Source organism: Rubritalea sp. (genome assembly GCF_051252225.1).
In the GTDB taxonomy this organism is placed as follows: domain Bacteria; phylum Verrucomicrobiota; class Verrucomicrobiia; order Verrucomicrobiales; family Akkermansiaceae; genus Rubritalea.
This window is the reverse complement of the sequence record NZ_JBPOGE010000016.1, coordinates 33,472-59,428: the sequence shown is the minus strand read 5'-3', so window position 1 is coordinate 59,428 and position 25,957 is coordinate 33,472. Positions and strand designations below refer to the sequence as shown.

Below are 25,957 nucleotides of genomic sequence, written 5' to 3'. Positions count from 1 at the left end.
GAGCCAAAGGATATCTTGAATATTGAATAGATGCTTAGTTAACGCATTAAGTCGAGAGCTAGGTTTGGACGGATCACTGGATTCATTTTTCTTATCATCGATCAGCTGATCTCTATCGATATAAAGAGTCTTTATTTGAGAATAGGGAAGGCTGCAAAACTCACTATAATGGCTTTTATATTCTTCAAAATATCGCCTTTGTGCAGGAGTCGGCTAAACCTTAGTTAGTTCTGATCCTTTTTTTCCCTGTTGAAGCTGCTCCAATAGGTCTCGAAATGAAATTGAATCATCGGGCACTGCTTCTGGATTACTCTTTAAGAACTTTTTTATTTTATTGTTATAGAATTCGAGAATCTTATCTCCACTGAATACCCTCATGAGTTCAGGGAACCCAGCTTTCAAGGCAATGAGGTTGTGAGTTAAGTTGAGCTCTTTGATTTGCCCCTCCCAGTCTAAGAACTCTCTAACCTGTTCCAAATTATCACTGTTAGAGTACAGGAATCTAGCAGTTCCTTGTTTAACCTCACCTGTAGCCTTATCCATGTTGGGAGCAGTGGTGTCAGAAGATGGAGCTTGCTCAATTCCATCCGTCCTAATGGTATTTGCTAGGTCTATGACTGATTGAGGACTTCGTCGGTTTTGCACCTTTTTTATTTCAACGAGGTCATAAGTATCATCGGACAGGTAACTGTTTAGATTTCCTGTGCTAGCTTCATAGATAGCTTGCATAGAATCACCAAAAAAACCAGCAATGAAAGGCTTTTGACTATTCGCCATGTGTTTCAAAAGGGTTTCCACCACTATGGGATTGGAATCTTGATACTCATCAACGAAGATGTAAGGGAACTTATCTTTAGTGATGCCACACAGCTTGGGGTACTTGGCATACATTTGCCCAGCAAGCACGATGACTTCATCGTGAGAAATAATACCATCCTTTATTCTAAGGTACTGCTTATACTGGATTCTTGTATCAGAGGAACCGTAGTCTTCCTTCAGGGTGTCTAGATCACCAGTATAGTTGAATGACCTATGTTCAGCTTCTTGGCTTTGCACTAGGTTGAGGACTTCTTTTTTTAGCTCTCTCTGGTAGTTTTTGATGTTATCCCATAGGAAATCATGAATTGTGGATACTCGGAGATTTGGGTGCACGACTCTTTCCTCGATCTCTTTCACTGCTGCATTTGTATAGGTAATACAAGCGATGGAATCCCTAAGATTTTTGTCTAAGATCGCGCGGATAGCAGCTACTAATGTATAGGTCTTCCCACTACCAGCACCACCGCTAAGTAGGAAATGTTTCTGGGCGCTAACTGCCTCAAAAATAGCAGAAACTTCTGGATCTAGTTGTTCTTCAGCCATACTAAACCCTCCTTGATATAATCAGGTGTATTCCAGTTGGAGAAGTCCTTATCGCTTTGCAGAAGTATTTCCATTGCTAAGGATGGCTTGGAGTCGACTCCATATTCAGCTAGCTCAAATGGGGAGGCATCCTCAACATACTTGTTGAGCCATTTCTTAGTTAGAGAAGGAAACGCTGAAAGACCGTGTTGGTCTTGTGATTCAGCTTCTTGGTTTTGAACGAATTCTGTATTTACGTTAAAAAATGCGTCTTCAAAGCTGCGGGCATGATATTCATTTTCTTTAGTTTGATAGGATAGTAGCACATTTCCTTCAGGAGAAGATTGCCACGCATCCCCAGCTCTAATAAGAGTTTTGTTAGTGACTGGAAGTTCTTTAAAGAAATTGAAGCTGCTGCGGTCGAATTCCTTCTTTTTTTCAGAGATCAGTTCTTGAAGTTGTAGTTTATCAAGGGAATCAGGATTAGTTTTTAGCTCCTCTAGGAGAGTTTTTTTCTTTTTTGTGAACCCATGGTAAAAAAGAAGTGAGTAGTTAGAGCTGTAACAGGAGTCATTATCGGAGGCCGGGCATTTTTCTTTATTACCGTCTGAATCATATTTCCCCGAGTCCAGGTCCGTTATGATGAGGGTCTTCAAGGAGAGGAAATCGATAAAGGGAGCATAGATTTGAGAGTGTGCACCAACTTCTATCATCGATACATTCTGTGAAAGCAGTGGAGTTCTTTTATTTTCTACATCAACGACTTTATCGTCAGTATCCAATTTTTTCATCATTGCAGGGAGGAGGATTCTCTCAGTGTCACCTTCAATAAGAATAAGCTTATCCGCGAAGAAAACCTCAGAGCGGTTGAGAGTGAGGTATTGCTTCAGGAACCTGTATTCTTTTTCTCGTTCATCGCCGTACAGTTTTCTTAGGTCACTGAGGTTTTTGGAAACTACTGTATTCGCATCTGAGTCTTTCTTGAGGTATTTTATATCTTCAAAATCACTTTCCGCCACAATGTGAGACGAGTGGGTACTTACGACTGTTTGTAAGTTCAGATCAGGCAAATCAGGAATACATAGACTCTTTCCAAGCAGAGTCTTGATGTTGTTAATAAAAACATACTGCATTTGAGGATGAGTATGAGCTTCTGGTTCTTCAATAAAGAGAAGGTTGATAGGAGCTGGGAGCTGAGGGCTAGCTGGCTTTAGTTGATCAATCAGCATCTCGATATCAAAAATTATACTGATAAGGTTCATGTAGCCCAGTCCGTTGTTTTGTTCGGGTAGACTTTGGTCGTCTTGTGAATAGCTGACTGTAGTATTACCCTCTAGCAAATTTGAATGCTGTAGTTCTGAGGTGATAGAAATGATTGTTTCTCCATCAGAGTGCCCTCCGAAATCTGCAACATTCCGTGTGATACTTTCAAAAATGGGGGTGTAGGCTTCAGTTATTTTCTTGTCGGAGTTCCTCAAAACTTTCTTAAAATCAGCAACAGTTCCCTTGTGTGTCTCTTTATCAACCTTACTCCGATAGAGTTTTGCCGTTTGAGCAGATAGAGTTGTGTTAGAGTCTTGGTTGGTAACTTCCCTTTTTGCGTTGATATATTGCAACCCTATGACGTCTTTTATTTGAATTTTTTCTTTTTTGAGATCGATCCACTCTTCACGATTTTCTGAATTAACGCTCTTTATGCTTAGCCCCTCGATGTGAGAAATAAGTTCGTCTCTTAGGAAACTATCAGGATCATCATTATAGTTTATTTTTTCCACTATATAGAGGTCTCTAAGCTCAATGAGTTTGGCATGGCTTAGTGTGTAATCAAACTCCAAGACTATGAGCTTATTCTCAGGATCTAAGCTCATGATAAGTTTACTTACCTGAGCAAGATTATCTTCATCCGCATACTCTACTTCCATTTCAGACCTTATACCAAGCGGTTCATAAGTCTCTATGTCGGGTTGAGTCTCTGATGTGAGCTGTTCGATAATTTGCTTTCGAATATCAAGATTGAAATCGTCATAATTGAAAGCATTTCTGTCAGAGGCAAGTAGCTTATTGAGAAGGCTTAAAAATGAGGTTTTCCCTGAATTATTCTTACCAATTACTAGAGATAAGTTCTTTTCAAGATCGATTTCAAAGTCCTTGAGAAGACGGAAATTCTTAATTTTTATGGTTGTGATTTTCATCTGAGTGGGAGTTAGATCTGGCCAAGGGCTGTGAGGGTTTGGAGGATTTGGTTGATCTGGGCGATGCGAGATTTTGAGGCACGGCCGAAGAGTTGGGATAGAGTCTCGGCATCATGGCTGTGGGTGACGCAGAGGTCTTTGATAATGGTAACTTGCTCGGGGAGAGACTTTGGCCACTTCAGTTTGCTGGTGGTTGTGGTCTTCTTGGTGGCTAGCTTGAGGTCGGTGGTTTCCAGAGTTTGGGTAGTTGTGCTTGCTTGGGTGTTGGCGGGGTGTGGAGCGAAGGGGGGACTGCGGAAGCGGTGGATGTGGTGTTAGAGGTGACTGGCTGGGTGGCGCGGATGGTGCAGGAGCGGCTGTGGCATCATTCCCAACAAGTGAGGTTGCTAGACGACTATGGGGAGAAGGTGGAGCTGAAAATGCAGCTCACGAGTCTCGAGGAATTTTCATCGATCGTGCTCAGCTGGGGGAGCTGCGCCAAGGTGGTCGCGCCAGCCGAGCTGGTGGAGAGGGTGCGGGAGGAGCTGGCGGCGATGCAGCAGATGTATTGAGGGTTGCGTTAGAAATTTTGTGGGTTTTTCTAATACACAAAGGCAGGTGGTATGCTTTAGACCGTATGCATGCGTTTTCTGAGGTCGATCTACGGTTGGATTAAAAAAGCTTTGAGGGCTGTTTTTAGTAGGAAGGGGGCGCTGGTGATTGGGTGTCTGGTGGCTTTGCTAGCGGTGGCTATTTCCCTGACGCACTTTTTTTATAATCGTTCGGTTGAGAAGCGTTGGGCAGCGGTTCAGGAACGCTGGGCGGATGAAGTTGGGCCGATTGATCTGGATGCGTATTTTCCAAGTGTGAGTGATGCTATGGCTCTCGATAGAGACCAAGGAGTGATCGCATATTTTTCTCAAGATGAGCGACAATTGGCTGATATTGGGCATATGTACTCAGAGCTCATAGGGGATGATAGCTATGAGGCAAAATATAGTTCGATCGATAGTGTTAAAAGCTGGTTTGACGATAAGGACTCTCTCTCAGATCAAGAAGCAGCACAGAGGGTGCTGAAGATGTTAGCTGTGTATGATGATGAAGTTTCTGTTTTCACCAATGCAGCAAGAGCGGGGAAGGTTACTCAAAGTCCATTCAACCCGGGGTTAAGCGTTGCTAGGTTAGAGGCTCAACCTAACTGGACTGGGATGGATTATATGGGGGTTATGCGTTTCTTTTCCGACAGGGTTAAGCTTCATCTTTTAAGTGGTGATAGAGAAGCTGCAAAGAGCGACCTCAGTGTATTTCTTCACTATTACGATTCACTGTCTAACGATGCGATGTTGGTGAGCGCATTGCTACGTTTCGCTTATCAAGCTGAGATGCTTGAATTGTTGTCTTTTGGGGTAGAGAGGCATCTATGGGATGAAGAGATGCTGGATGCAGTGAAGGCCGGGGTTGTAGTGAAAAATCCTTACGAGCAGTTCAAACACAGCCCAATAGGTGAGTATGAATATAATCGCGCGTTTAAGGAGTTTAAGGAAGAGTACGGTGACGAGGTGTATGTTGAAGTCGTAGAAAATGGTAAATATGGGGTGGCTGAAATCATTGATCTCGATCGACCACTTTTGAGTATTGTTGATTGGGAGGAGCTACTTGCAGAAGTGATGTTGGTCTTGGTTCCGTCCAATTACATCATGGACTATGAGAGTTATGTTCAGAGTTATATTCTCGATACAGCTCTACCGCTTTATGAAAAAGAGCCAGATGTGAATGTCTATATGCAGCTGAGGGCGGAAGCTGAAAATGTCCCTCAACACTTTGTTTTTGGTAATCCTGTGTGGGGTACCTTTGTGAAACAATACGAGGAGATGTTGAATGCGGTGGTAGACCGTCGACTCGCGCTTCTCTCGATAGAGCTGGAGCGTTATTATCTTAAAAACGGTTCTTACCCTGAGTCATTAGATGTTCTCGAGTCAGTGGAGCGTGAATGGTTGGCCGATCCTTATGCTGAACGTGCTTTGGTTTATGAGAAGGGTGGAGAAGCTGGGTTCTCACTTTACTCGGTGGGGCCACGTGTAGAGTTTCTGAATACTAGGTGGCCTAAGGAGACTACGGAGGAGGCTCGACGTATCTATTTTCCCTTGAATAGAGAGAAGTGAAATCTAGCAAAGTCCATGCTGGACGTGGCCCAACTGTAGTAGCTTGGAGAGAGTGCTTTTACCGTGAATTGGTAGGGGATGTAGGTAAGTCCATCATTAAGGAGGAGGGTGATGGTTGCGTGGCCTTCGGCCAGAGGGGTGATGCCTTCGGCTTGCTTTTGCCGCTTCTCTCTAATCATGATGTCTGCACGACCCCTGGTGATTTTTTGATATGGAGATCAGATATACTGAAGCTTTCTGGTGATGCTAAAAAAGGCCACCAAGTGGTGGCCATTTAGGAGGTTGGAAGATACTGCGCTAGTGGGTTGTTAGCCCGCGCTATGCACCTTGAATGTGTTTGTGCTGAGTGATGCATTCATCTGGAAGGCACGCTTCACTGTGTCGACAAGGATCTGCTTATCAACGGGTTTTGATAAGTAGTCGAAGGCTCCGGCTTGGATGGCGCTTGCGCCATCTTTTGCTTTTTCTGAAGCGGAAAGCACGACGACCTGGGTAGCTGGGGAGAGCTGCTTTATTTTGGGTAAAGCTTCTAGACCGCTGAGACCAGGGAGATAGATATCGAGTAGTATCACGTTGATATCAGGTTTAATAGCAGCTAGAGCAGACTCGGCGGTTGCTGTTGTTTGTACATTCCATCCTTCAGCCTCTAGGGTTCTACTGCTCAGTGAGCGTGTGATTGGGTCATCATCGGCAACGAGGATTTTCGGTTTAGTGTCCATTCCCGGTGTTGTTTCATCTGCCATAGAGATGACTTTACTACTCACTTCAGAGTTTGGGAGGTCGATGCGCTCAATGATCGGGACGTCGGTCTGGTTCGCATAGTGGCGGTTTGTGATGAGTTCTGCCAAAAACCCTACAACTATCAATATAGGAGCGGTGAAGAAGGCGATGGGTGCTGTGGCAAGTAACCCGGTCTTGAGGCCTGCTGGGAGGCCAGGGATGAAGCATAATAGCCATAGGAAACCAGCTAACATGAGACAAAGGATAGCCCATCCCCCCATGAGGTGGAGTGGTCTTTCTCGGTAATTTTTGACAAAAAAGACGGACCACATGTCTAGAAAGCCTCTGAGGAATCGCTTCACACCATATTTAGATACTCCGTGCTGGCGTGCGTGGTGTTCGACTACTATCTCGGTGGTTCTGTATCCTTCAATCGAGGCAAGTGATGGAACCATGCGGTGCATTTCTCCGTACATAGGAAGATCTTTCACTACTTCTTGGCGGTAGCATTTGAAGCCACAGTTATGGTCGTGGAGTTTGACGCCGTTGACTTTACTGAGGAGTGCATTGAATACGCGAGAAGGGAGTACTTTGTGCCATGGGTCATGTCGTTTTTCTTTATAACCAGAGACGATGTCCCAGCCTTCACCTTCATTGATTTTTTCGAGGAATCTTGGTATTTCTTTAGGGTCGTCTTGAAGGTCGGCATCGAGGGTGAATACTATTTCACCGGAGGCTTCATGGTAGCCGGTAGCTAAAGCGGGAGCTTTGGTTCTGTTGGTGCGAAATCTGAGGGCGCGGACATGCTCTGGGTCTTTTTTAGCGATCTCTTGGATGACATTCCAAGAGTTGTCATCACTGCCATCATCAATGAAAATTATTTCCCATCCGCGAGAGTGTTCTTTGGCTTGTTCGCTGATCCTGCTGTGAAGTTCGACTATGGTCTGGTCTTCGTCTTTAAGTGGGATAATGAAGCTTAGAGTGGGTTTTTTTAGAGTACTCATATTGGGAGTTATTAGGGTGGGGTTTTAGCGGGGAGGAGGTTTTTGGTGGGCGAGATTAGGGAGTTATGGGACCGCTTATTGAGCTAAGGTCTTCTTTGGCTTTGGTCAGTGAGTTTACGAACACTTCTCTGAGGGTTGTTTTTTGATCCAAAGTGAACCCTGAAGTATTACATTTCTCGAGTTCTTTGCATAGTGAATAGAGCGCAGACATTCCGAGCATGCCAGAGGATCCCTTGAGCTGATGTAGGGCATCCTTAGCAGTCTGCTGGTTTGATTCAGCTTCTTGGGTTATCGACTCAATAAGTCCATTCCCGACAGTTTGAAAATCATCAAGGATGCAGGAGAACGAGGCTGCGTCACCACCTACTAGGTCCCTAAAATGGGAGATATCTAAAAGAGAACACATGAATTTATAGTTTATAGTCTAACCGAAAAATCATGTCAAGAATACGATACTAGGACTATGGCTGTAGGGTGGATTTGTATCTTTTAATGGAGAGGCTGCATCTGTATTTGAGCTGCTAATACCATTCTCCCAGTTCTTTTGAAGTAATGGAAAGTGTAAATATATGTGAGTTTATTAGCTCAGCTGATTATGCTAAGAGTGCGGGATTTCCTATATCCTATCTGGGTTATTCGACATTCAGGGGGGCTCCTGTCTCTCGCCATCTCAGAACCCATGACCTCCAGCGCCATTACGCCAAACTAACTGCGTAAATGGTATAATTAGCCACTGTGTCGGCTGTGATATGGGAGTTGTTTTAAGGCGGCTGACTGATGGTGAGAGCACACTCTATTCGATCGGGCCAAAGGCGAGTAATCCGTCTAGTTTGACGGCAGATTCTGCTGCGACGCGGATTGTTTTTCCATTGGCTAACAAGTGGTGACAAAAGTTCCGAAGTCCATGCTGGACGTGGCGTGTAAATCTGGCATAGGTAATTCGCTTCGATTTTGAGGCATTGAAACCTTTTGTTTTAAGAAAGAGAAAATTTATGGATATCCAAATTGCAACACTCTGCGACTTCGCAGCTGACTACAATGGTAAAATGGTGATTAACGGCACCTTCGACACACTTGCTGCACCTAAAATGCCTGTGGTTCACCCTCATTGCTGCCTCGCGCTGCGTCTCTGCATCACGCCTGAAGATAGCGGTCAGCGTAAGTTCAGTGTAAATATCATCGATGCTGATGGTAGCTCACTCGATGATAAGATGCCAATCGTTGCTGATATGCCAATCGAGCTTCCAGAGCAGGTGCCGTTCATGACGCGTAACCTTATTCTGAACCTCCAAGGCCTCTCATTCCCTGAAGATGGAATTTACTCCATCGATATCAGTGTGGATGATGAGCTTATCACGCGCATCCCACTTCGTATTGTTGAGCACAATCCTGAAGCTCAGCAGGGAGCTTAATTAATTTTAATCAGTTACCTGTGACAGTTTCCCCCACAACATACAGCTCGGTTCTCATCACTGGCGCATCTGCCGGCTTAGGTGAGGAGTTTGCTTGGCAGCTCGCAGGTAATTGTGATCAGATGATTCTGATCGCACGCCGTGAGGATCGCTTACTTTCGTTAGCAAGTGATCTGAAGCAGGCGTTTCCGCATTTAGATGTGTTGCACTTCGCGGTCGATCTAGTCGACCGCGAGGAGCGCACTAAATTTATAGAATTACTCGCGGACCACGGCGCGAGGCCTGACCTGGTTGTGAATAACGCCGGTATGGGTGATTACGGTGAGTTTGCGCATGCCGAGTGGAAGAAGCTAGAGCAGATGCTCGAGCTAAATATGAATGCTCTCACGCAGCTGACTCATGCGCTTTTACCGAGTATGGTAGAGCGTAACTATGGCAATGTCATCAATGTCAGTTCACTGGCAAGTGTGATGCCTATTCCAGACTTCGCAGTCTATGCCGCCACTAAAGCCTATGTGACTAGTTTTTCTGAAGCTATCCGTATGGAGTTGAGAGGGCACAATATCAATGTGCTCGCTCTGTGCCCAGGGCCGGTGCACACCGAGTTTGGCAAGGTCGCTATGCGAGGTGAGGATAAAAATAAGATTCCAGGTAGCGAGTTTTTCTACACTGACAAGGTGCAGGTAGTAGCGGAAGCTCTTGAGGGTATACAGAAGCAGAAAGCGCGGGTGTACCCTGGGTGGAAGATTGGTTTGGCTGCTTTAGCCATTTCTGCGATTCCATTAGTGGGCTTACGACTGATTCTGGGCACTCGTCCTCGTCGTGAACGCTAGGTTTTCTGCTGCTTAGAGGGCGATTTGATCAAAAATCGTAAAATATTTGGAAACTGGCACCATCAGTGCTTGCATGCTGGTGGGAGTTGAAGCAATTTATCCGCTCCCGAGGAAATGATTCCTCGAACACAGATTTACTATGTCACAGCAGAATTACATTCCTGATGATGCTCCATTCACTGCCGAACAACGTCAGTGGCTCAATAACTTGGTGTCTAACTTCATCAATGATCTTACCAGCGGCCGTGGACTTGACGGTCAGAGCGCTGGGCCTGCAGTTCCTGTTACGATCCTAGTCGGATCGCAGACTGGCAACTCCGAGGCGCTTGGTAAGAAGCTATCCAAAGCGATGGCTAAGATGAATTTTAACCCAGAGCTAAATGATCTTGGATCATATGAAATGGAGAAGCTCCCGAGTGAGCAAAACGTACTCATCATCACATCAACGTACGGCGACGGTGAACCACCGGACAACGCAGCAGATTTCCATGAGTGGATCCTTAGTGATGCCGCTCCTAGCCTAGAAGGTGTGAACTTCTCAATTCTCGCTCTAGGAGATACTGAGTATCCAGACTTCTGTAAGTGTGGTATCGAGTTCGATACGCGCTTTGAGCAGCTTGGGGCAACTCGCATCTTCCCTCGTGTGGATTGCGATGTGGACTTCGATGATTCTTATGACGCATGGAAAAAGGGTGTGCTCGATGCACTCGGTGCTTCTGCTGCTCCAGTAGCAGCGTCTGATGACTTCTCTGACGATGGTTATAGCAAGAAGAACCCATTCCCGTCACCTATTCTTAAGAATGTGAACCTCAATGCCGATGGTTCTCAGCGCGAGACGCATCACATTGAGTTCTCTCTAGAGGGTTCAGGCTTAGAATATGAAGTGGGCGATGCTCTCGGAGTGTACCCTCGCAACGATGAAGCCATTGTTGATGAGATTCTTAGCAACATGAACTTCAAGCCGACTGAGGAAGTACCACTTCCTGGCGGTGGTGAGGCGACTTTACGCGACGCTTTGATCTCAAACTACGATATCCGTAATTTGAACAAAGCATTCATCCAGAGCTGGCAAGCACGCAGTGGCTCTCCTTACCTTCGCGCACTAGTCGAAGGTGATGATAAGGCGGCGTTTGATGATTTTTGCTGGGGTCGTGAATTGATCGATCTCATTACTGATCATCCAGCTGATTTTGAAGATGCTGAAGAGTTTGTGGGATCGCTCAAGAAACTACAACCGAGACTGTACTCAATCTCATCCAGCCCTAAGGCGCATCCTAATGAAGTGCATCTCACTGTGGGTATCGTAAGATACCACAGTAAGTACCGCGATCGTGCGGGTGTTTGCTCGTCCTTCCTTTCTGATCGTTCTGAAGAAGTGAATCCGGGTGTTTTCCTCCATTCAAACAATGCATTCCGTCTTCCTGAGAATGGTGACACGCCTGTTATCATGGTAGGTCCAGGTACTGGTGTGGCTCCATTCCGCGCCTTCCTAGAAGAGCGTAAAGCGACTGAAGCAAAAGGTGGTAACTGGTTATTCTTTGGTAACCCACATGAATCTGAAGATTTCCTCTACAAGGATGAACTTGACCAGATGGCTAGTGATGGAGTTCTTACTAAGCTGAGTACCGCGTTTTCACGTGATCAGAAGGAAAAAATCTACGTCCAGGATCGTATGATCGAAGCTGGCGCAGATCTCTGGAAGTGGCTTAATGAGGAGAAAGCAGCATTTTATGTCTGTGGTGATGCATCTCGCATGGCTAAAGATGTGGACGCAGCTCTTCACACGATTGCACAAGAACACGGTGGTCTCAGTGAGGCTGAGTCTGTGGACTTTGTGAAAGCTCTGAAGAAAGAGAAGCGCTACTGCCGCGACGTCTACTAGACGATCTCGTATCCGAAACTTTTAAAGCCCACGCTTCCTATGAGGTGTGGGTTTTTTCGTGTCTCAGGGCTTGGCTCATAGTGAAGAATGTGCTCTTTTCATCAGCGTTCGTTCTTTCTGCTTTTTTGCTCGTACACCCTTAATGTGCCATTCCATGAAACGCTTTGCTCTACCACTCACTCTGTTATCCTCACTTCTCTTTCAATTCACTACTATTGCTGATGAATTAAGGGAGTGGACGAGTTCCTCAGGAACTACAATGCAGGCTAAACTTCTAGAGTTCGATGGCGGTAAAGTGGTTTTAGCCCGTGATAATGGTTCCAACCTCACCGTCTCACTGGCGCAACTCTCATCAGCTGACCAAGACTATATTCTCCGTATCCAAGAGGAGAAGAATATGGGGGAGCCGGGGATTACTGAGCTTAAGGCCGTGGCTGGCAAGGTTTGTCAAAATGTACGCTGTGCGGATGACGCGCGCTGGGGCTACCACCTTTATTTGCCGAAAAACTTTCATACCGGCAGAGAATGGCCGGTTTGCTTTGTGATGTCGTCTGGTGGAGGAAAATCCTCTAAGCCAATGCAGAAGTACTTTTCAGCTGCCGAGCGTCTCGGGGTGGTGGTTGTATTGTCGATGGAGTCTAAGAATGGCTTTGAGGGCTCTGATGAGGCAATGGCTGCGATGGTTGACGATGTCTTTGAGCGTGTGCCTGTGATAGAGGGTATGGCGTTTTCTAGCGGTATGTCTGGTGGGTCACGTATGGCCTACTTGCTAGCTGAATCTGATAAGCGGATATCAGGGGTGCTAGCGTGTGGATCTGGGAGTGGGGTCTATATAGAAGCTGACGAATTTAGAGATGCGAAACTTAGGAAGTCGACTTATATCTATAGTCTCATTGGTGGTGGTGACTTTAATCGTACAGGAGCAGCGAAGAGTCATAGTGGCTTTTCTGATGCTTGCCGGCTGCGCTTCTTTAAGGGGTTTCATGACTGGGCGAGCGCGCCTCTGATAGAGCAAGGGCTGGTTAGGATTTACGGAGCCTCGCTCGAGAAATATAAGGGCACTGACTCGCAAGTGCTCGAGTCGAACTACGCTAGAGCTACTGAGGGGCTAATCAATGACCTGAAGGAGAAGGCTCCATGGGAGGCATACTATCTTAGTTCCTATTTAGATGAATGCGGTTTGCTCAGTCCGGAGCTGCAGCGAGTGCATACTGAGTTGGCGTCTGATGACCGTGTTATTCTGGCTCTAGAGGCGGATAAGGATATTGAGGGGTTTTCAAGGAAGTATCTAGAGCCCGTAGGTTTCTATGTTGAGGATACCAAGCCTAACCCGAAGCGAGCAGCGGCAGCTGAGGACTTAGCTGCCAAATACAACTCGCTTCCGCACGGTGAAATTATCAGTCTTTTAGGGAAGCCTTCACGTCCGCCAAAGAGTAAATAAATTTTCTAGCAGGATTTAGTGGCGATCTAACTGATGCCAGTATAAGCTAACCTCTATGACTAATCGTAATCATAGAGATGTACCGCAGGAGAAGGATTTTACAGGTGGCATGATTCATGCCGCATCGTGTTCCTACGTAGGGACCACAGGGGAGAAGCATCTCGATGATAAGATTATGGAACTCTCACGCGAGATGGATCGCGATGGGAATTACTGTCTTCTCGCAGAAATGCTCACAACGGCAGTGCGCGCGTCTCGTAGCTCCGTGACTCAGGGTGACTTCAAATTGATGAATCGTGCGTTGAAGGAAATGCGAATCTCTTCTGAGGTTTTTCATCCTTACCGGCATCTGAAGAAGGTGGGGATTTTTGGCTCGGCGAGAACGAAGCCTGAGGAAGCCGAGTATATTACGACAGTTAAATTTGCTGAGCGCATGCGCGAGGAAGGCTTCATGACTATCACTGGAGCGGGTCCTGGGATCATGGCTGCAGGAAATGAGGGGGCGGGTCGTGATTTTAGCTTCGGGCTCAATATCTCACTTCCTTTCGAGTCTTCTGCAAATGCATTTATCGCTAAGGATGAGAAGTTAATAGACTATAATTACTTCTTTACCAGGAAGTTATCATTCGTGAAAGAGGCTGATGCGGCAGTGGCTCTCCCTGGTGGATTTGGCACGATGGATGAGATTTTTGAAGCTCTGACCTTAATTCAGACCGGTAAGGCATTGATCTATCCGATTGTTTTACTGGATGCTCCAGGTGGTAAGTATTGGAAGTTCTGGAATCAATTTATTGAGGAGCATCTCATGCGTTTAGGGCTCATCTCGGAGACTGATTTTTCACTATTTAAAGTGACAGATGATATAGATGTGGCCGTGAAGGAGATCGTGGATTTCTACAAAAATTTCCACTCCTACCGATATATTGGGGATAAGCTCGTCATCCGTTTACAGGATGCCATCGATGAGTCGGCATTTGTAGAGCTGAAGAAAGAGTTTGCAGACATTATTAAAACCGGGGAAATGGTACAGAGTGGCCCATTGAAGGAAGAAATGAATGAAGTGGAATTGATCGAGATGCCGAGGATTACCTTTAGGCATGGTCGCTATGACTTTGGGCGTCTTAGGCAGTTTATTGATGCGATCAATAAAGCGAAGATCGCAAGTAGCTAAAACAAGGAGAAGAAATACCGGCGGCCGGAATCGAACCGGCACTCACAAGGAACTCGATTTTGAGTCGAGCGCGTCTACCAATTCCGCCACGCCGGCTTCTTCTAGTGCGTGGGGATACTGATGATTCCTTAGGAAATGTCAACTTGTCAGATCGTCTTTTTTAGACATGAAGTTGCGTTTCTTTGCAAGCTGTTGAACGCGTTCGACTTCACAGGAATGTGGGGTCGTATTTTCTAACATAGTGATGGCTTGATCGAAACTGGGGATGTGAAGTTGCTCGCGCTGTACCTGAGTGAGATCACGGGGGAATGTAGCGCTACCAAAGGCCTGTTCGGACAAATGGAGGCAGCACCATGCTCGTGCGCGGCGAAGCTCTGGCTGTGGTTGCTTCTGGTTCATTCGCGATGCGAGATGCTGGAAATGGCGCACTGGGTTTCCTAAGAAGTCATTACCTGAGGAATGCTGGATAATCCATAGAATCGCTTCATAGGGGATTGGATATTTCTTTAGAATTTCCGAATCAGCGGGGAGCTTCGCCATCATGGCCTTGTCGAGTTGGAGGATAGCCTGTGCAGGGCGTCCTCTGAGCCAATGGGACTGAGCTAATTCATGACATGCTGAGTAGAACGCTTCTCCACAGGTATCCCTGTGTTGCCGCGTGTGGGTGCTAGGGAGGAGGATATCAATTCTCGGGAGCAGTGGGCAGCCTGGGGGCGTGATGAATGATTGAGCCAAAATGGTGGGTGGATTTTAATTGGGGTTGAATATGTGGTTTCTACTGGCAGTACTAGCGCGTCTTGGAAACGAAATCAACAAACTCGCCACGCAATATCTGGATAGGTGTGGTGTTTTTTTTGATTTTCATTCCACCTGGGCTGTGGACACCCGCGCTACCTAACATTTTAGAAACTTATAATGCGCTGTGGGTGATTCCCTATGCTGCGGCGGTAGGGCCTATAGTAGCAATATTTTCGAGTCTAATGTTTGCCTCGTTAGCAGATAGGCGCTTTGAGGCGCAGAAGTTGCTAGGATGTTTGACGCTCTTTGGTTCAGTTTTTTTGTGGCTCCAATTTTCTGTTCTCTCGTGGGGATGGAGCCCGTGGTGGTACGTGTTTTTCCAAGGCTGCACTGCACTTATTTCCGCGCCAATGATCCCGATTTTGACGACGATAGCGCTGGTAAATACGGATAATCCACAAAAGAAGTTCCCGCTCTATCATCTGTGGGGAACCATTGGTTGGCTCACTGCTGGGGTGCTGGTGAGTTGGCTCGCTCTCGATGCTTCAGCTGAGGCTGGGAAGATCGGAGCCTTTGTGCGTTTGGGCTTGGGTGGGCTTTGTTTTCTTTTACCTGCAACAAAACCGAAGGGAAAGAGGGCGAAAACGTGGAAGGATGCTCTTGGGTTTGGAGCATTCGGCTTGTTCTCAAATAAGTCACTTCGGGTTTACTACATTTCAGCCTTATTGTTCGCGATTCCCATTGCCGCTCATTACATGTATGCCCCTAAACTACTGAAGCAGCTTGCTGAGCTAGAGGTGAATGCTGGGGCGATGCAGAGTTTTATTGTGGTTTTACTTCCTGGGCCAAGCGCGCAAATGGCTTTGGGTCAGATGACTGAGATCGGGGCGATGCTTTTACTGAGCTGGCTCGGTGCCCGAGCGCGGGTGAAGCCTTTTGTGATGATATCGATGACGCTGGCAGTGATTCGCTATGGATTGTATGCATCAGCTGGGCACACGGGATTGATTTATCTGATGTGGATCGGGGTGGCTCTGCATGGACCGATTTTTGCGTTTTTCTCAGTGACTGGGAAAGTGTTTGTGAACCGGAGGGTGAGCGAGGACATGCGAGGTCAGGCTCAAGCGCTGTTGGCGCTAATGGGAGGGAGTATTGGGCAGACGACTGGTGCACTGAGCTGTGGGTTACTATTTAACGTGACCAAAGCAGGTCAAACATGGGTCGGGTGGACGCTATTTTGGTCGATCCTTTCGAGTATGGTCTTTCTTTGTTTAGCCTATTTCACTCTTGGTTATAAGCAGAAGGACGAAAACAAAAACGCCCAGACCTAGAGAGGTCTGAGCGTTTAGAAAGATAGAGTTGTTGGCTATTATGCGTTTTTGAGAGCTTCGATGATCGCTGCTCCCATTTCGGCTGTGCCGACTTTAGTTTCACCTTCAGCACCTGTGAAGAGGTCGCCAGTACGGAGGCCTTTGTCGATGGCAGCATTCACTGCGTTATCGATAGCGTCTGCAGCTTCGGTTTCACCGAGTGAGTACTTGAGCATCATTGCGGCGGAGAGGATCTGAGCGATTGGGTTGGCGATCCCTTGGCCAGCGATGTCTGGAGCTGAGCCGCCAGATGGTTCGTACATGCCGAAGTAGAGGCCGTTGTCCTTTTTATTGCCGAGTGAGGCAGATGGTAGCATGCCGAGTGAGCCTGAGATCATGGCCATTTCATCGGAGAGGATGTCGCCGAAGAGGTTGCCAGTAACGAGTACGTCAAAATCGGATGGCTGCTTGATCAGCTGCATTGCTGCATTGTCGACGTACATGTGTGAGAGCTCTACTTCAGGGAAGTCTTTAGCTACTTCAGTCGCTACTTCACGCCAGAGAATGGAGCAGGCAAGCACGTTTGCTTTATCGACAGAGAGGAGGCGCTTATCGCGAGCCATGGCAGCGGTGAATGCGACGCGGCAGATGCGCTCGATTTCCATTTTGCTATAGACCATGGTGTCATGCGCTGTTGGGTTCTCTTTATTGTCATCACGGCCTTTCGGAGTGCCGAAATAGATGCCACCGGTGAGTTCACGCACACAGAGTACATCGAAACCATTCGGGATAAGCTCGTTTTTAACGGGGGATGCATGCTTTAGCGCTGGAAGGCAGACACCTGGGCGGAGGTTTGCGTAAAGATTGAAGTGCTTACGGAGCGGAAGAAGAGCGCCACGTTCTGGTTGTTCATCCGGTGGGAGGTTTACCCACTTAGGTCCACCGACTGATCCAAAGAGGATGGCATCGGCTTTCTCAGATGCTTCCACAGTTGCTTGTGGGAGCGGGCAGCCTACTGCATCGATAGCAGCTCCGCCGACGAGACATTCGGTAGTCTCGAGGGTGAATCCAAATTTCTGAGAGGCGGCGTCGAGCACCATAAGTGCTTGCTCCATGACTTCTGGGCCAATGCCGTCACCAGCGAGAACGGTGATGTTGTGGTTCATGTGGGTTGGTCTAGCAAAGGGTGTTGGGAATGAGAACTACAATTTGACAAATTATGGGCAAAAATAAGAATTGAGTTAGAGGTGTGTGCTGAGCAAGATTCGGCCGTGGATTTTCTCTATACTCAGTTTCCAGCATTCGCCGACTCTCTCATTTTTCACCTTTCTCTTATTCTTATAGGATTAGTGGCGCTCTATTTTGGCGCGGAATGGCTGGTGAAGGGAGCGTCTGAAATAGCGGTGCGTGTAGGCATATCACCTTTGGTGGTAGGGCTTACCGTGGTGGCTTTCGGTACCAGTGCTCCTGAGCTGCTGGTATGTCTCGAGGCGAATCTTGGTGGGCGGCCCGATGTGGCCTTAGGAAATATTATCGGTTCTAATATTTGTAATATTGCGCTGATCCTGGGTGTGGCAGCAGTGATGAAGCCGATCGTGATTAATCGACAGATCATCCGCCGTGAAATGCCGATCCTGATTATTATTACGCTCGCATTTGTTGCGATGCTTCACAGTGGTGACATTAGCCGCGTTGAGGGCGGTTTATTGTTCGCTGGTGTGGTAATCTATGTGGTGGCGAGTATTGTGCAGTCACGCAAGGAGCACAAACCGGATGACTACGGTGAGTTCAGCCCGAAAGAAATCGAAGAAGTAAAGAAGGCTGGGGCAAAAGGGATAGTGCTGGATATTGCTCTTATTTTATTCGGTCTCGCTGTGTTAAAATTTGGATCGGAGTGGTTGGTGACGGGTGGTGATTATACCGCGCGTGTTATTGGGGTAGATGATTCGATTATTGCGCTTTTCTTATTCGCCTTCGGGACTTCTTTACCTGAATTAGCGACATCGATAGTGGCTGTGAAAAAAGGTGAGGGAGATATTATTACGGGTAATGCGATCGGTTCCTGTATTTTTAATATACTGGCGGTGATTGGGATTACTGCATTGGTGAAGCCGATCGCAGAAGGTGACATTTTGATGGTAGATAAGATGGTGATGCTTGGCGCGACGGTTGCTATCTTTTTGTTTATGTGGAGTCGGATGCGTCTAACCCGTATCGAAGGCATTTGTTTGCTAGTAGCCTACGCGAGCTACTCCGTTATTCGCTATAACATGGCCTAAATATGGATTGCTTGAATCACACTTCTCATCGACCTTATCCGCTTCCTAGTGGTCGGCCAAGCTGGCGGCAGGAGTGGCTGGATCTGGCATTTTTTCACTGGCGAGTTCCTAAAGAGTTGATTGAGGTCGTGCTCCCAGATGGGCTCGAATTAGATTTATTTGAAGGTGAAGCCTGGGTGAGTGTGGTGCCATTTCGGATGGAGGGTGTGATGCTCAGAGGTCTGCCTAATATCCCTGGGGTTTCGAACTTTCCTGAGTTGAATTTACGTACATACGTGATTCGCGATGGTAAGCCGGGTGTATGGTTTTACAGCCTTGATGCTGATCAAGCTATTGCGGTATGGGCTGCTCGGACTTTTTTCCATTTGCCATACATTAAAGCAACCATGCGCAGTTCACTCGAGGGGGAGGCTGTCAGATACACTTCCTTGAGGGACAATGGAACTGGGAAGTTTGAAGCTATGTACAGACCAATGGGGGAAGTACGGCATGCGGTAGCGGGGACTCTAGAGTATTTTCTCAGCGAGCGTTATTGTCTCTATGCTTTTGATGGGACTTCACTCTTTTGTGGGGATATCCATCATCGCCCATGGCCGTTGCAGGGTGTTGACTATTCGATTGAATCTAATCAGGTCGCTAGTGAGTACGGGGTACCAATTGGTTTGAATCCTGATTTAGCGCATTTTTCTAAACGTATCGAAGTTGCTGTGTGGGGGCTTCAGAGGTGTTGATCTTTCACCTGATTTTCAAAATGAAAAGGCCACGCAGGAAATCCTGCGTGGCCTTTTATGAACTTGAAGAAACGACGCTGAATTAAGCAGCGTCAGTGATTTTTTTAGCCTTTTTGAGAGTGGCTTGGCTTAGTTTGCCATTTACACGACGTGAATTATCTACGAGGTCTTTGAGCTCTTTGAGGCAGTCTTCGGCTGCTTTCATTGCTTTGCGCGGTCCACCGTACTTTTTGTCGGAGAAGTATTTAGTGAATGTTGTGCCAGCACGACTAAGACATAGTCTCCATCCCTGGAAGGCTGTAGTCTCGTACGTAAAACGCGTGAGATTCTTTTTTGATTTCATAATTGTATCGGGTGGGGTTCCTTTGGTTCTAACATTAAACTACAGATCTAACTGTTTGTCAACTTTGTCACCGTTATAATAGGCTAACAAACAGTTATTTAGTTGTGAAATGAGGGTTTTAAACCTGTTAGGTTTACCGTTGAATCCATTACGCAATAATGAATTAGCAAGATTAATTTCGTTTAAAAGTACTTCAAGTCGCTCTGGAGCCTTCAAAAGAAAGAAAATCTAAAAATTTACATAAAAGTTATCTAATATGTAATTTTGAGTAAAGTGGCCTATTTAAATCGAATATTGAGACTCTGGGCGCGAGTAGTGGTCTAGAGAAGTTAGGGAGGGGATGGTTGGAGTTGATTATCGGTGGAGGACACGCACTTGGTATGCTCCTACAAGTTCATTTCCTTCTGGTGAGATGAATGCAGCTTTAAGGAGGTGCTTCCCTTTATTGAAGTTAATGCCGGTAAAAGTGATGCCTTGAGCATTTTTAGTCACTTTTTGGGTATAGATGTCACGACCGATGGTGAGTCGAGCTTCCCAATTAGCGAGGTCGCGATCGAAGTCTAAGGGGAATTCGAGGCGAACATCGCAGCGTCCTGAATGTTCAAAATGCGTTTTCCAAAAGCCTTCTTCTGCGTAATTCCATGACTTAGAAATGCGGTTTTGCCATGTGAGGACGAGAGGGTTCTCTTTCTCACGATCGACAAGAATGTAGGGAGTGCCTCTGTCGCGGAGGCGAGTCTCAGTGACATCTTTCAGCCAGCTGTTGTAAATATTGAGGAGCTCTACAGATTTGTCTTCGTACTCTTTGATGACGTTGGTGGTTTCACCTGGGTCATTATCGAGGTCGTAGAGTTCATAATTTCTAGAATCGAGACGTGCTTCTAGTGGGTTAGATGGGTTCAGCAGTTTCCATTTCCCTTGGCGCACCATGAAGTGGTGGTGCTTCACGGGGGTTGCTCCGCGGTGCCATTGGATAACAAGTGGGCGCTCGGGTAGAGTTTTGTCAGTCTCTAAGATTTGCGGGAGCAATGAGCGGCCATCGAACTCGAATGCCTCTGGTGTGCCGAGCTCACAGGCGTCAAGTAATGTGGGCATGATGTCGATGTCTGCAGCGACATTATCACTGACTTCTCGTCCTTGGGTGAACTTTTCAGGCCATTTGATCCATAAGGGTGAGCGGATACCGCCTTCGTAGATGTCTCCCTTTTTACCTTTGAGGCCTTTATTAAAGCGCAGGGAATCTGGACCATTGTCGCTGCAAAAGACGATGATCGTGTTTTTACTGAGTTTCTGGGATTCGAGGAATGCTTCGAGCTCTCCAAGGTTTTGGTCAAGGTTGTCAATCATTGCTGCGATGCGTGCAAGGGTGTCCGTATCCGCATCATCACCCCAGCCACTGAGATCTTTGGCTTGGTATTTCTTCAGCAAGCTTTCCGGTACATCAGAATACGGGGCGTGCGGTACATTGACTGTGATTGCAGCGAAAAATGGCTGCTGGTTGTCATTGGCCTCAGCGATGAATTCCTTGGCCGCATCGAAAAAGACATTGGTGCTATAGCCTACTGTGCTGATTTCGTTGTCATTTTTGAAAAGAATAGGGTTGGTGTAGCGCCCTTCATTTTCAATAGGGTCACTTGGCTGGCCTAGTCCTCCTCCTCGGAAGATAAGTGAGGTGTCAAAGCCTTGATCGTTTGGACGCATAGGGAAGTGGTCGCCTAGGTGCCATTTTCCGAAAAGACCAGTTTTGTAGCCCGCTCCGCCGAGGGCTTCGGCGAGAGTGATTTCGTCACTAGCCATCATGGAGCGGCCCAGTGATGTATCGATCACTTTAGTACGTATATTATAGCGTCCCGTAAAGGTGGAGGCGCGAGTGAGTGATCCAACAGGGCTGACGTAGAAGTTTTTCCAGCGGATTGAGCTCTCGGCAAGCTTGTCGAAGTTTGGAGTATCGACCCATTTGTTGCCTTCAAAACCGATATCGCCATAGCCTAAGTCGTCGGTCATTAATAAAATGACGTTAGGTGGTAGCTCTTCTAGCAATTCAGATGGATCAAAGGGGGTGATCACTTCTCCCTCGGTTTGAGCTTGTACGCTGAAGCAAAGTAGGCTGCTGGCGAGTAGAGTTTTTAAAGTGCGACTCATATAGGTGTTATACTGCCTAAGTTTGTGGCTTCTTACCAGTAAGAATTACTTAGGGAGGTAAACATTGCTCTTGTCGTCAGCGAGGGGCTGCTGTAGGCACGTGGTCTGGCTCGCATCTCGCACGAGGAGAGCTCAAAACACTATTTATAATTATGGCAATTCAACGCGCGTTACTCTCGGTTTCTGACAAGACTGGCTTGGTCGAATTCGCGAAAGGGCTCCACGACTTTGGTGTCGAGCTTCTCTCCACTGGCGGCACTGCTGCTGCTCTCCGTGATGCTGGTCTTCCAGTGATCGATGTTTCCACTTTCACTGGCGCTCCTGAGCTTTTCGAAGGTCGCGTAAAGACTCTTCACCCGAAGGTTCACGGTGGACTTCTACATAAGCGTGATGATGAGACTCATCTAGCTCAAGCGAAGGAACATGACATTCCACCTATTGATATCGTGGTGGTTAATCTTTACCCATTTGAGGCAACAATTGCAAAAGAGGGTGTGACCCTTGCAGAAGCGATTGAAAACATCGACATCGGTGGTCCTTCCATGCTTCGTTCTGCAGCTAAGAACTACGTCAGTGTTACTGTGGTGACAGATGTAGAAGATTACACTCGTGTGCTCGAAGAAATGAGCGAGCACGCTGGTGATACAACTTTCAAGCTGCGTGAGGAATTAGCAATTAAAGTGTTCCTCCGTACTTCTGGGTATGATGGCGCTATCACAAACTACTTGAGCCAGTCAGCTGAGGGTACTTCTTCAAATCTTAGCATCACATTGCCACTTGAGCGTGAGTTGCGATACGGTGATAACCCACACCAGTCGGCTAAGCTCTACGGTTATTTTGATAAGTGCTTCACACAGCTTCAGGGTAAGGAACTATCCTATACAAATATTCTTGATGTTGAAGCAGCAGCAGATCTCATCTTTGACTTTGCTCGTCCTACTGTTGGAATTCTTAAGCATACAAACCCATGCGGTATCGGTCAAGATGACGAGGATCTTCGTATTGCTTGGCAGAAGGCATTTGAGACGGACACACAGGCTCCATTTGGTGGTGTGATTGTGGTGAATCGTTCACTTACTGAAGGTCTTGCTCGTATTATTTCAGAGATCTTTACAGATGTGATTATTGCTCCTGATTTCGACACTGAGGCGCGCGCAATTCTCCAGAAGAAGAAAAATCTTCGTCTTATTAAAATGAATATCGATGCATACGCGGTAGCCAAGAAAGAGCCAGTTGTGCGCTCTGCTCCAGGCGGTATCATGGTAATGGATCGTGATCACACCACACTGGGTCTCGATAATCTCGAAGGTCGCGTAGTAACTAAGCGTCCACCATCTGAAGAGGAAATGCGTGCAATGCGTTTTGCTTGGCGCGTGGTGAAGCATGTGAAGTCTAATGCGATTGTTTACGGTAAAGAAGATCGCACACTCGGAATTGGCGCAGGCCAAATGAGCCGTGTGGATTCCTCCCGTATTGCAGTATGGAAGGCGCAAGAGGCTGGCCTTTCTCTAGAAGGTTCTGTGATGGCTTCCGATGCGATGCTTCCATTCGCAGATGGTCTCGAAGCTGCTATTGAAGCAGGTGCGACAGCATGTATTCAGCCTGGTGGTTCTATCCGAGATAAGGAAGTGATAGAGGCTGCTGATAAGGCAGGAATCGCAATGATCTTCACTGGTCACCGCCACTTCCGCCATTAATCACTAGATTACGTAGACTAATTTATTTATGCGCCACTCGTTCGTTCGGGTGGCGCATTTTTTTTGTTTTATGAAGGCTGTGTGAAAAGACGGTGAAGATAAGCAAAGAGTCTTGTTTGAGTGGGATGGGTGAAGGTATTTAGGGGGGTGTGTTTAAGTGATGAGGGTAAGGGTAGTGAACTGCTGAAAGGGCGGGAGAATGAGTTCGATTCGATAAAGAAGAAGCGTTCGGTGTTTATTCGTCTAGTAGTTGATTATTGGCATCTCATTACCCGTAGTTACTGGGGTGTGCTGGTTCTCCCTCTAATTGTGGTAGTTTTAGAGTTTTTTACTAATGCCTGTGGAGGTGTGTTCTTCTCACCGGTGTCACGGGTGGAGCAGCTTGTGTTGATATTGCTAATGCTTGGTTTAGCTGGTTTGCATTTCTATTGGATCCGACATTCAGAGCGAGCAACACGGTTGATGGCAATTGTGCGAGGCTGTGGGATTGCCATGAGTAGCTATTGGTGTCTTTTGTTGCTGCCTGTTCAGGCGTTTGGAATAGCTGGGTATGGGATGGGTGTGTTTTTTAGTTTCGGCATAGCTCTGCTAGCCCTACCCATTTTTCTGCTTTGTTTCGCTTTAGCCTCAGCCCCGTTTGGATTGATGGCGGGTTTTGTTCGAAGGGGTGGAGTCGTGTACGATAAGAAATCGATATGGGTGGGTGCTTTATTGGGGGTGTTGATGTTGATTCTCGTTGAGGGTCCAAGTTATGTGACGCGTGTTGCCGCGAAGCATGGGAATGTGGCTGTAATTCGACAGTTTGGGGATGCTGAAATGTTGGTAGATATGGAGTATGAATGCAGCTGGGGGAGTGGGGTTGATTTAGATACTAGCGGAGCAGTATTGGGTTTGTTTGAGAGTGGGGACATCATTTCTCATAATCGAAATAGTGGTGATCTCGATCTAGGTAGATTGTATTTCCAAGTTACGGGGGATGTGATGAGTGAGCAGGCTGCAGAAGGAAGGCAATTGGGCGGTTTTCGTAGCCGTTCGAATTTTATCGTAGATGAGAACTTGGGTGGTGACGGTGTGGTGCAAATGGTGCCAGATCTCGATTTGAAATCTGCGCGTTATGATTGCCATATTGATGCCGCAAGTGGTCTGAGTTATTGGGAATCCACTTACGAATTTAAGAATACTGGGATGGTTCCCAAAGAGGCGCGGATGCAGTTGCTATTGCCTCCATCTGGAGTGGTGTCTCGTCTCACGTTGTGGGTGAATGGTGAGCCTCGTGAAGCAGCGTTTGCGGCGACAAAGAAAGTGGCAGCTGCGTATAAATTTGTGGCTGTGGTGCAGAGACGCGATCCAGTACTAGTGAGGTGGGTGGGCCCTGATAGGGTATTGGTGCAATGCTTTCCTGTGCCTGCTGGGGGTGAAATGAAAATCCGCGTCGGTGTGACTTCCTCATTTGTTGAAAATGGTCGTGTCTATGTTCCTAGGATTATAGAGAAGAATTTTAGGGTTAAAGAGGCTGTGGATGCTTCACTATGGATTCAAGGGGATGCGACTATGCAGATGCATGGCTTGTTAGCGCATTCATCTTCTGGGGAATGGCGGGAAGTTCATGGGAGTATTTCTATGCGTGAGTTGATGCAAGCACACGCCTTTGTAGAGGTGCTGGGGGCGCCGGAGCATGAAAAGGTGTGGACTCTGGATCCGTTTGCAAAGGGTGATGATAATGTGTTGGTTCGTCATAATAAGAGCATTGATGGTGTCTCTTATGGGTCTGTAGTATTTGTCATTGATGGATCAGCTGGTGTTGCTGAATGGAAGGGCGAGCTTGAGGAGTTAATCCGTGAGTCGGAGGATCTGGGAGTTTGTTTAGCTATTGTTATTGCTCACAGCGAAAAAGTGCAGGTGCTCAAGGGCGTTGACGAGTTTGATTCTATTACCTTCAAAGGGGGGCAAGATAATATGGCAGCATTGCTGAAGGGCTATGAATTGGCTGGAGCTTTAGGTGCGGAGGCTATCATTTGGTGTCATGGGGCGCAGCCGGTACGTTTCGAGTCTGAAAATGCTTTAATGCAATACATGGACTATGGATTACATCAGCCAGATATCATTACTGTTGATCTTGTGGGTGGTCCAAATCGGGTGCTTGAGACGCTGGGGGAGACGAGGCAAATTCAGTCACAAGTGCGTCCGAGCTTGGATGCAGGTATTTCTATTGAGAGTCTTCTGGGTAAGGGGCAAAGCCTGTATCAATGGAGCCTTCAAGCTGAGCAGCCTCTCGAAGGTGGGGTGAATCAGGTCTGGGATCAGTTAGCGCGTTGGAAAGCTTGGGATGATGTGCGCTATGCAAAGTCTAGTGATGAAGTGATTGAACGAGCTGCTCGTTATCAACTAGTGACACCAGTTTCAGGGGCTGTGGTGCTGGAGGCTGAGTTGCAGTATAAGCAGCACGGGTTACAGCCAATTGATCCGAATACAGCTCCCAATATTCCTAATATTCCAGAGCCTTCTACCTCATTCCTAGTGTTCTCTGGGGGGCTATTCTTGTTATCTAGGCGTAGGAGGGTAAGTGCTCTCACTTGATGG

21 protein-coding genes and 1 tRNA gene are annotated in these 25,957 nt (G+C 47.0%); 13 read left to right on the top strand and 9 right to left on the bottom strand.

The genetic code is table 11. The annotated features are described in order from the left end of the window. Positions 1–213: 213 nt before the first annotated feature. Positions 214–1,362 (bottom strand): UvrD-helicase domain-containing protein, encoded by a 1,149-nt coding sequence (locus ACSHX2_RS12705; RefSeq protein ID WP_435693323.1) that lies wholly within the window; start codon positions 1,360–1,362, stop codon positions 214–216. Beyond that, the gene (locus ACSHX2_RS12700; RefSeq protein WP_435693322.1) at positions 1,344–3,533 is read right to left on the bottom strand and encodes an AAA family ATPase; all 2,190 of its coding nucleotides are present in this window, start codon (positions 3,531–3,533) and stop codon (positions 1,344–1,346) included. Before ACSHX2_RS12700 ends, ACSHX2_RS12705 begins: the two co-directional genes overlap by 19 nt. A gap of 341 nt (positions 3,534–3,874) precedes the next feature. Here ACSHX2_RS12700 and ACSHX2_RS12695 point away from each other — a divergent pair, with 341 nt between their 5' ends. The 3 genes from ACSHX2_RS12695 (at position 3,875) to ACSHX2_RS12685 (ending at position 5,952) form a co-directional block, all read left to right on the top strand. Beyond that, positions 3,875–4,084, top strand: coding sequence for a WYL domain-containing protein (locus ACSHX2_RS12695; protein WP_435693338.1), 210 nt, complete (start codon positions 3,875–3,877; stop codon positions 4,082–4,084). 174 nt (positions 4,085–4,258) lie between these two features. Continuing rightward, the gene (locus ACSHX2_RS12690; protein ID WP_435693321.1) at positions 4,259–5,674 is read left to right on the top strand and encodes a hypothetical protein; all 1,416 of its coding nucleotides are present in this window, start codon (positions 4,259–4,261) and stop codon (positions 5,672–5,674) included. Continuing rightward, entirely contained in the window at positions 5,671–5,952 is a 282-nt protein-coding gene (locus tag ACSHX2_RS12685; RefSeq protein ID WP_435693320.1) for a hypothetical protein, read from the top strand. The genes ACSHX2_RS12690 and ACSHX2_RS12685 overlap by 4 nt, the downstream gene beginning before the upstream one ends. A 30-nt stretch (positions 5,953–5,982) precedes the next feature. Here ACSHX2_RS12685 and ACSHX2_RS12680 read toward each other — a convergent pair whose 3' ends face one another. Beyond that, positions 5,983–7,398 carry a glycosyltransferase gene (locus ACSHX2_RS12680; protein ID WP_435693319.1) on the bottom strand — a complete coding sequence of 472 codons (1,416 nt, stop codon included), beginning with the start codon at positions 7,396–7,398 and terminating at the stop codon, positions 5,983–5,985. Between the two features lie 55 nt (positions 7,399–7,453). After that, the gene (locus tag ACSHX2_RS12675) at positions 7,454–7,804 is read right to left on the bottom strand and encodes an Hpt domain-containing protein (RefSeq protein WP_435693318.1); all 351 of its coding nucleotides are present in this window, start codon (positions 7,802–7,804) and stop codon (positions 7,454–7,456) included. Positions 7,805–8,390: 586 nt separating this feature from the next. Between ACSHX2_RS12675 and ACSHX2_RS12670 the strand changes: the two genes are divergently transcribed. The 5 genes from ACSHX2_RS12670 (at position 8,391) to ACSHX2_RS12650 (ending at position 14,137) form a co-directional block, all read left to right on the top strand. Then, positions 8,391–8,810, top strand: a complete 420-nt coding sequence (locus ACSHX2_RS12670) for a DUF6941 family protein (RefSeq protein WP_435693317.1) — start codon at positions 8,391–8,393, stop codon at positions 8,808–8,810. Positions 8,811–8,830: 20 nt separating this feature from the next. Continuing rightward, positions 8,831–9,643: an SDR family NAD(P)-dependent oxidoreductase gene (locus tag ACSHX2_RS12665; protein ID WP_435693316.1), complete on the top strand. Its 813-nt coding sequence runs from the start codon at positions 8,831–8,833 to the stop codon at positions 9,641–9,643. Positions 9,644–9,782: 139 nt separating this feature from the next. After that, positions 9,783–11,525, top strand: a complete 1,743-nt coding sequence (locus tag ACSHX2_RS12660; protein ID WP_435693315.1) for a sulfite reductase subunit alpha — start codon at positions 9,783–9,785, stop codon at positions 11,523–11,525. A gap of 154 nt (positions 11,526–11,679) precedes the next feature. Next, entirely contained in the window at positions 11,680–12,966 is a 1,287-nt protein-coding gene (locus tag ACSHX2_RS12655) for an SHD1 domain-containing protein (protein WP_435693314.1), read from the top strand. Between the two features lie 55 nt (positions 12,967–13,021). Then, positions 13,022–14,137 (top strand): LOG family protein, encoded by a 1,116-nt coding sequence (locus tag ACSHX2_RS12650; protein WP_435693313.1) that lies wholly within the window; start codon positions 13,022–13,024, stop codon positions 14,135–14,137. Between the two features lie 15 nt (positions 14,138–14,152). Here ACSHX2_RS12650 and ACSHX2_RS12645 read toward each other — a convergent pair. Together ACSHX2_RS12645 and ACSHX2_RS12640 are read right to left on the bottom strand one after the other, a co-directional pair. Next, positions 14,153–14,233: transfer RNA gene (locus ACSHX2_RS12645), tRNA-Leu, on the bottom strand. 42 nt (positions 14,234–14,275) lie between these two features. Continuing rightward, positions 14,276–14,872 (bottom strand): hypothetical protein, encoded by a 597-nt coding sequence (locus ACSHX2_RS12640; RefSeq protein WP_435693312.1) that lies wholly within the window; start codon positions 14,870–14,872, stop codon positions 14,276–14,278. Between the two features lie 119 nt (positions 14,873–14,991). On the opposite strand from ACSHX2_RS12640, the gene ACSHX2_RS12635 reads away from it, so the two are divergent. Beyond that, positions 14,992–16,206: an MFS transporter gene (locus ACSHX2_RS12635; protein WP_435693311.1), complete on the top strand. Its 1,215-nt coding sequence runs from the start codon at positions 14,992–14,994 to the stop codon at positions 16,204–16,206. 38 nt (positions 16,207–16,244) lie between these two features. Here ACSHX2_RS12635 and leuB read toward each other — a convergent pair whose 3' ends face one another. Then, the gene (leuB, locus tag ACSHX2_RS12630) at positions 16,245–17,351 is read right to left on the bottom strand and encodes a 3-isopropylmalate dehydrogenase (protein WP_435693310.1); all 1,107 of its coding nucleotides are present in this window, start codon (positions 17,349–17,351) and stop codon (positions 16,245–16,247) included. 105 nt (positions 17,352–17,456) lie between these two features. On the opposite strand from leuB, the gene ACSHX2_RS12625 reads away from it, so the two are divergent. Further along, positions 17,457–18,464, top strand: coding sequence for a calcium/sodium antiporter (locus ACSHX2_RS12625; protein WP_435693309.1), 1,008 nt, complete (start codon positions 17,457–17,459; stop codon positions 18,462–18,464). Between the two features lie 11 nt (positions 18,465–18,475). Beyond that, positions 18,476–19,195: a YqjF family protein gene (locus ACSHX2_RS12620; RefSeq protein ID WP_435693308.1), complete on the top strand. Its 720-nt coding sequence runs from the start codon at positions 18,476–18,478 to the stop codon at positions 19,193–19,195. Positions 19,196–19,277: 82 nt separating this feature from the next. Here ACSHX2_RS12620 and ACSHX2_RS12615 read toward each other — a convergent pair whose 3' ends face one another. Both ACSHX2_RS12615 and ACSHX2_RS12610 read right to left on the bottom strand, forming a co-directional pair. After that, positions 19,278–19,538 (bottom strand): hypothetical protein, encoded by a 261-nt coding sequence (locus ACSHX2_RS12615; RefSeq protein WP_435693307.1) that lies wholly within the window; start codon positions 19,536–19,538, stop codon positions 19,278–19,280. 354 nt (positions 19,539–19,892) lie between these two features. Then, positions 19,893–21,680 carry an arylsulfatase gene (locus tag ACSHX2_RS12610; protein WP_435693306.1) on the bottom strand — a complete coding sequence of 596 codons (1,788 nt, stop codon included), beginning with the start codon at positions 21,678–21,680 and terminating at the stop codon, positions 19,893–19,895. A 152-nt stretch (positions 21,681–21,832) separates the two neighbouring features. Between ACSHX2_RS12610 and purH the strand changes: the two genes are divergently transcribed. Both purH and ACSHX2_RS12600 read left to right on the top strand, forming a co-directional pair. Then, the gene (purH, locus tag ACSHX2_RS12605) at positions 21,833–23,377 is read left to right on the top strand and encodes a bifunctional phosphoribosylaminoimidazolecarboxamide formyltransferase/IMP cyclohydrolase (protein WP_435693305.1); all 1,545 of its coding nucleotides are present in this window, start codon (positions 21,833–21,835) and stop codon (positions 23,375–23,377) included. Positions 23,378–23,506: 129 nt separating this feature from the next. Next, complete coding sequence (locus tag ACSHX2_RS12600) at positions 23,507–25,954, top strand: PEP-CTERM sorting domain-containing protein (protein WP_435693304.1); 2,448 nt, start codon at positions 23,507–23,509, stop codon at positions 25,952–25,954. Positions 25,955–25,957: the final 3 nt, after the last annotated feature.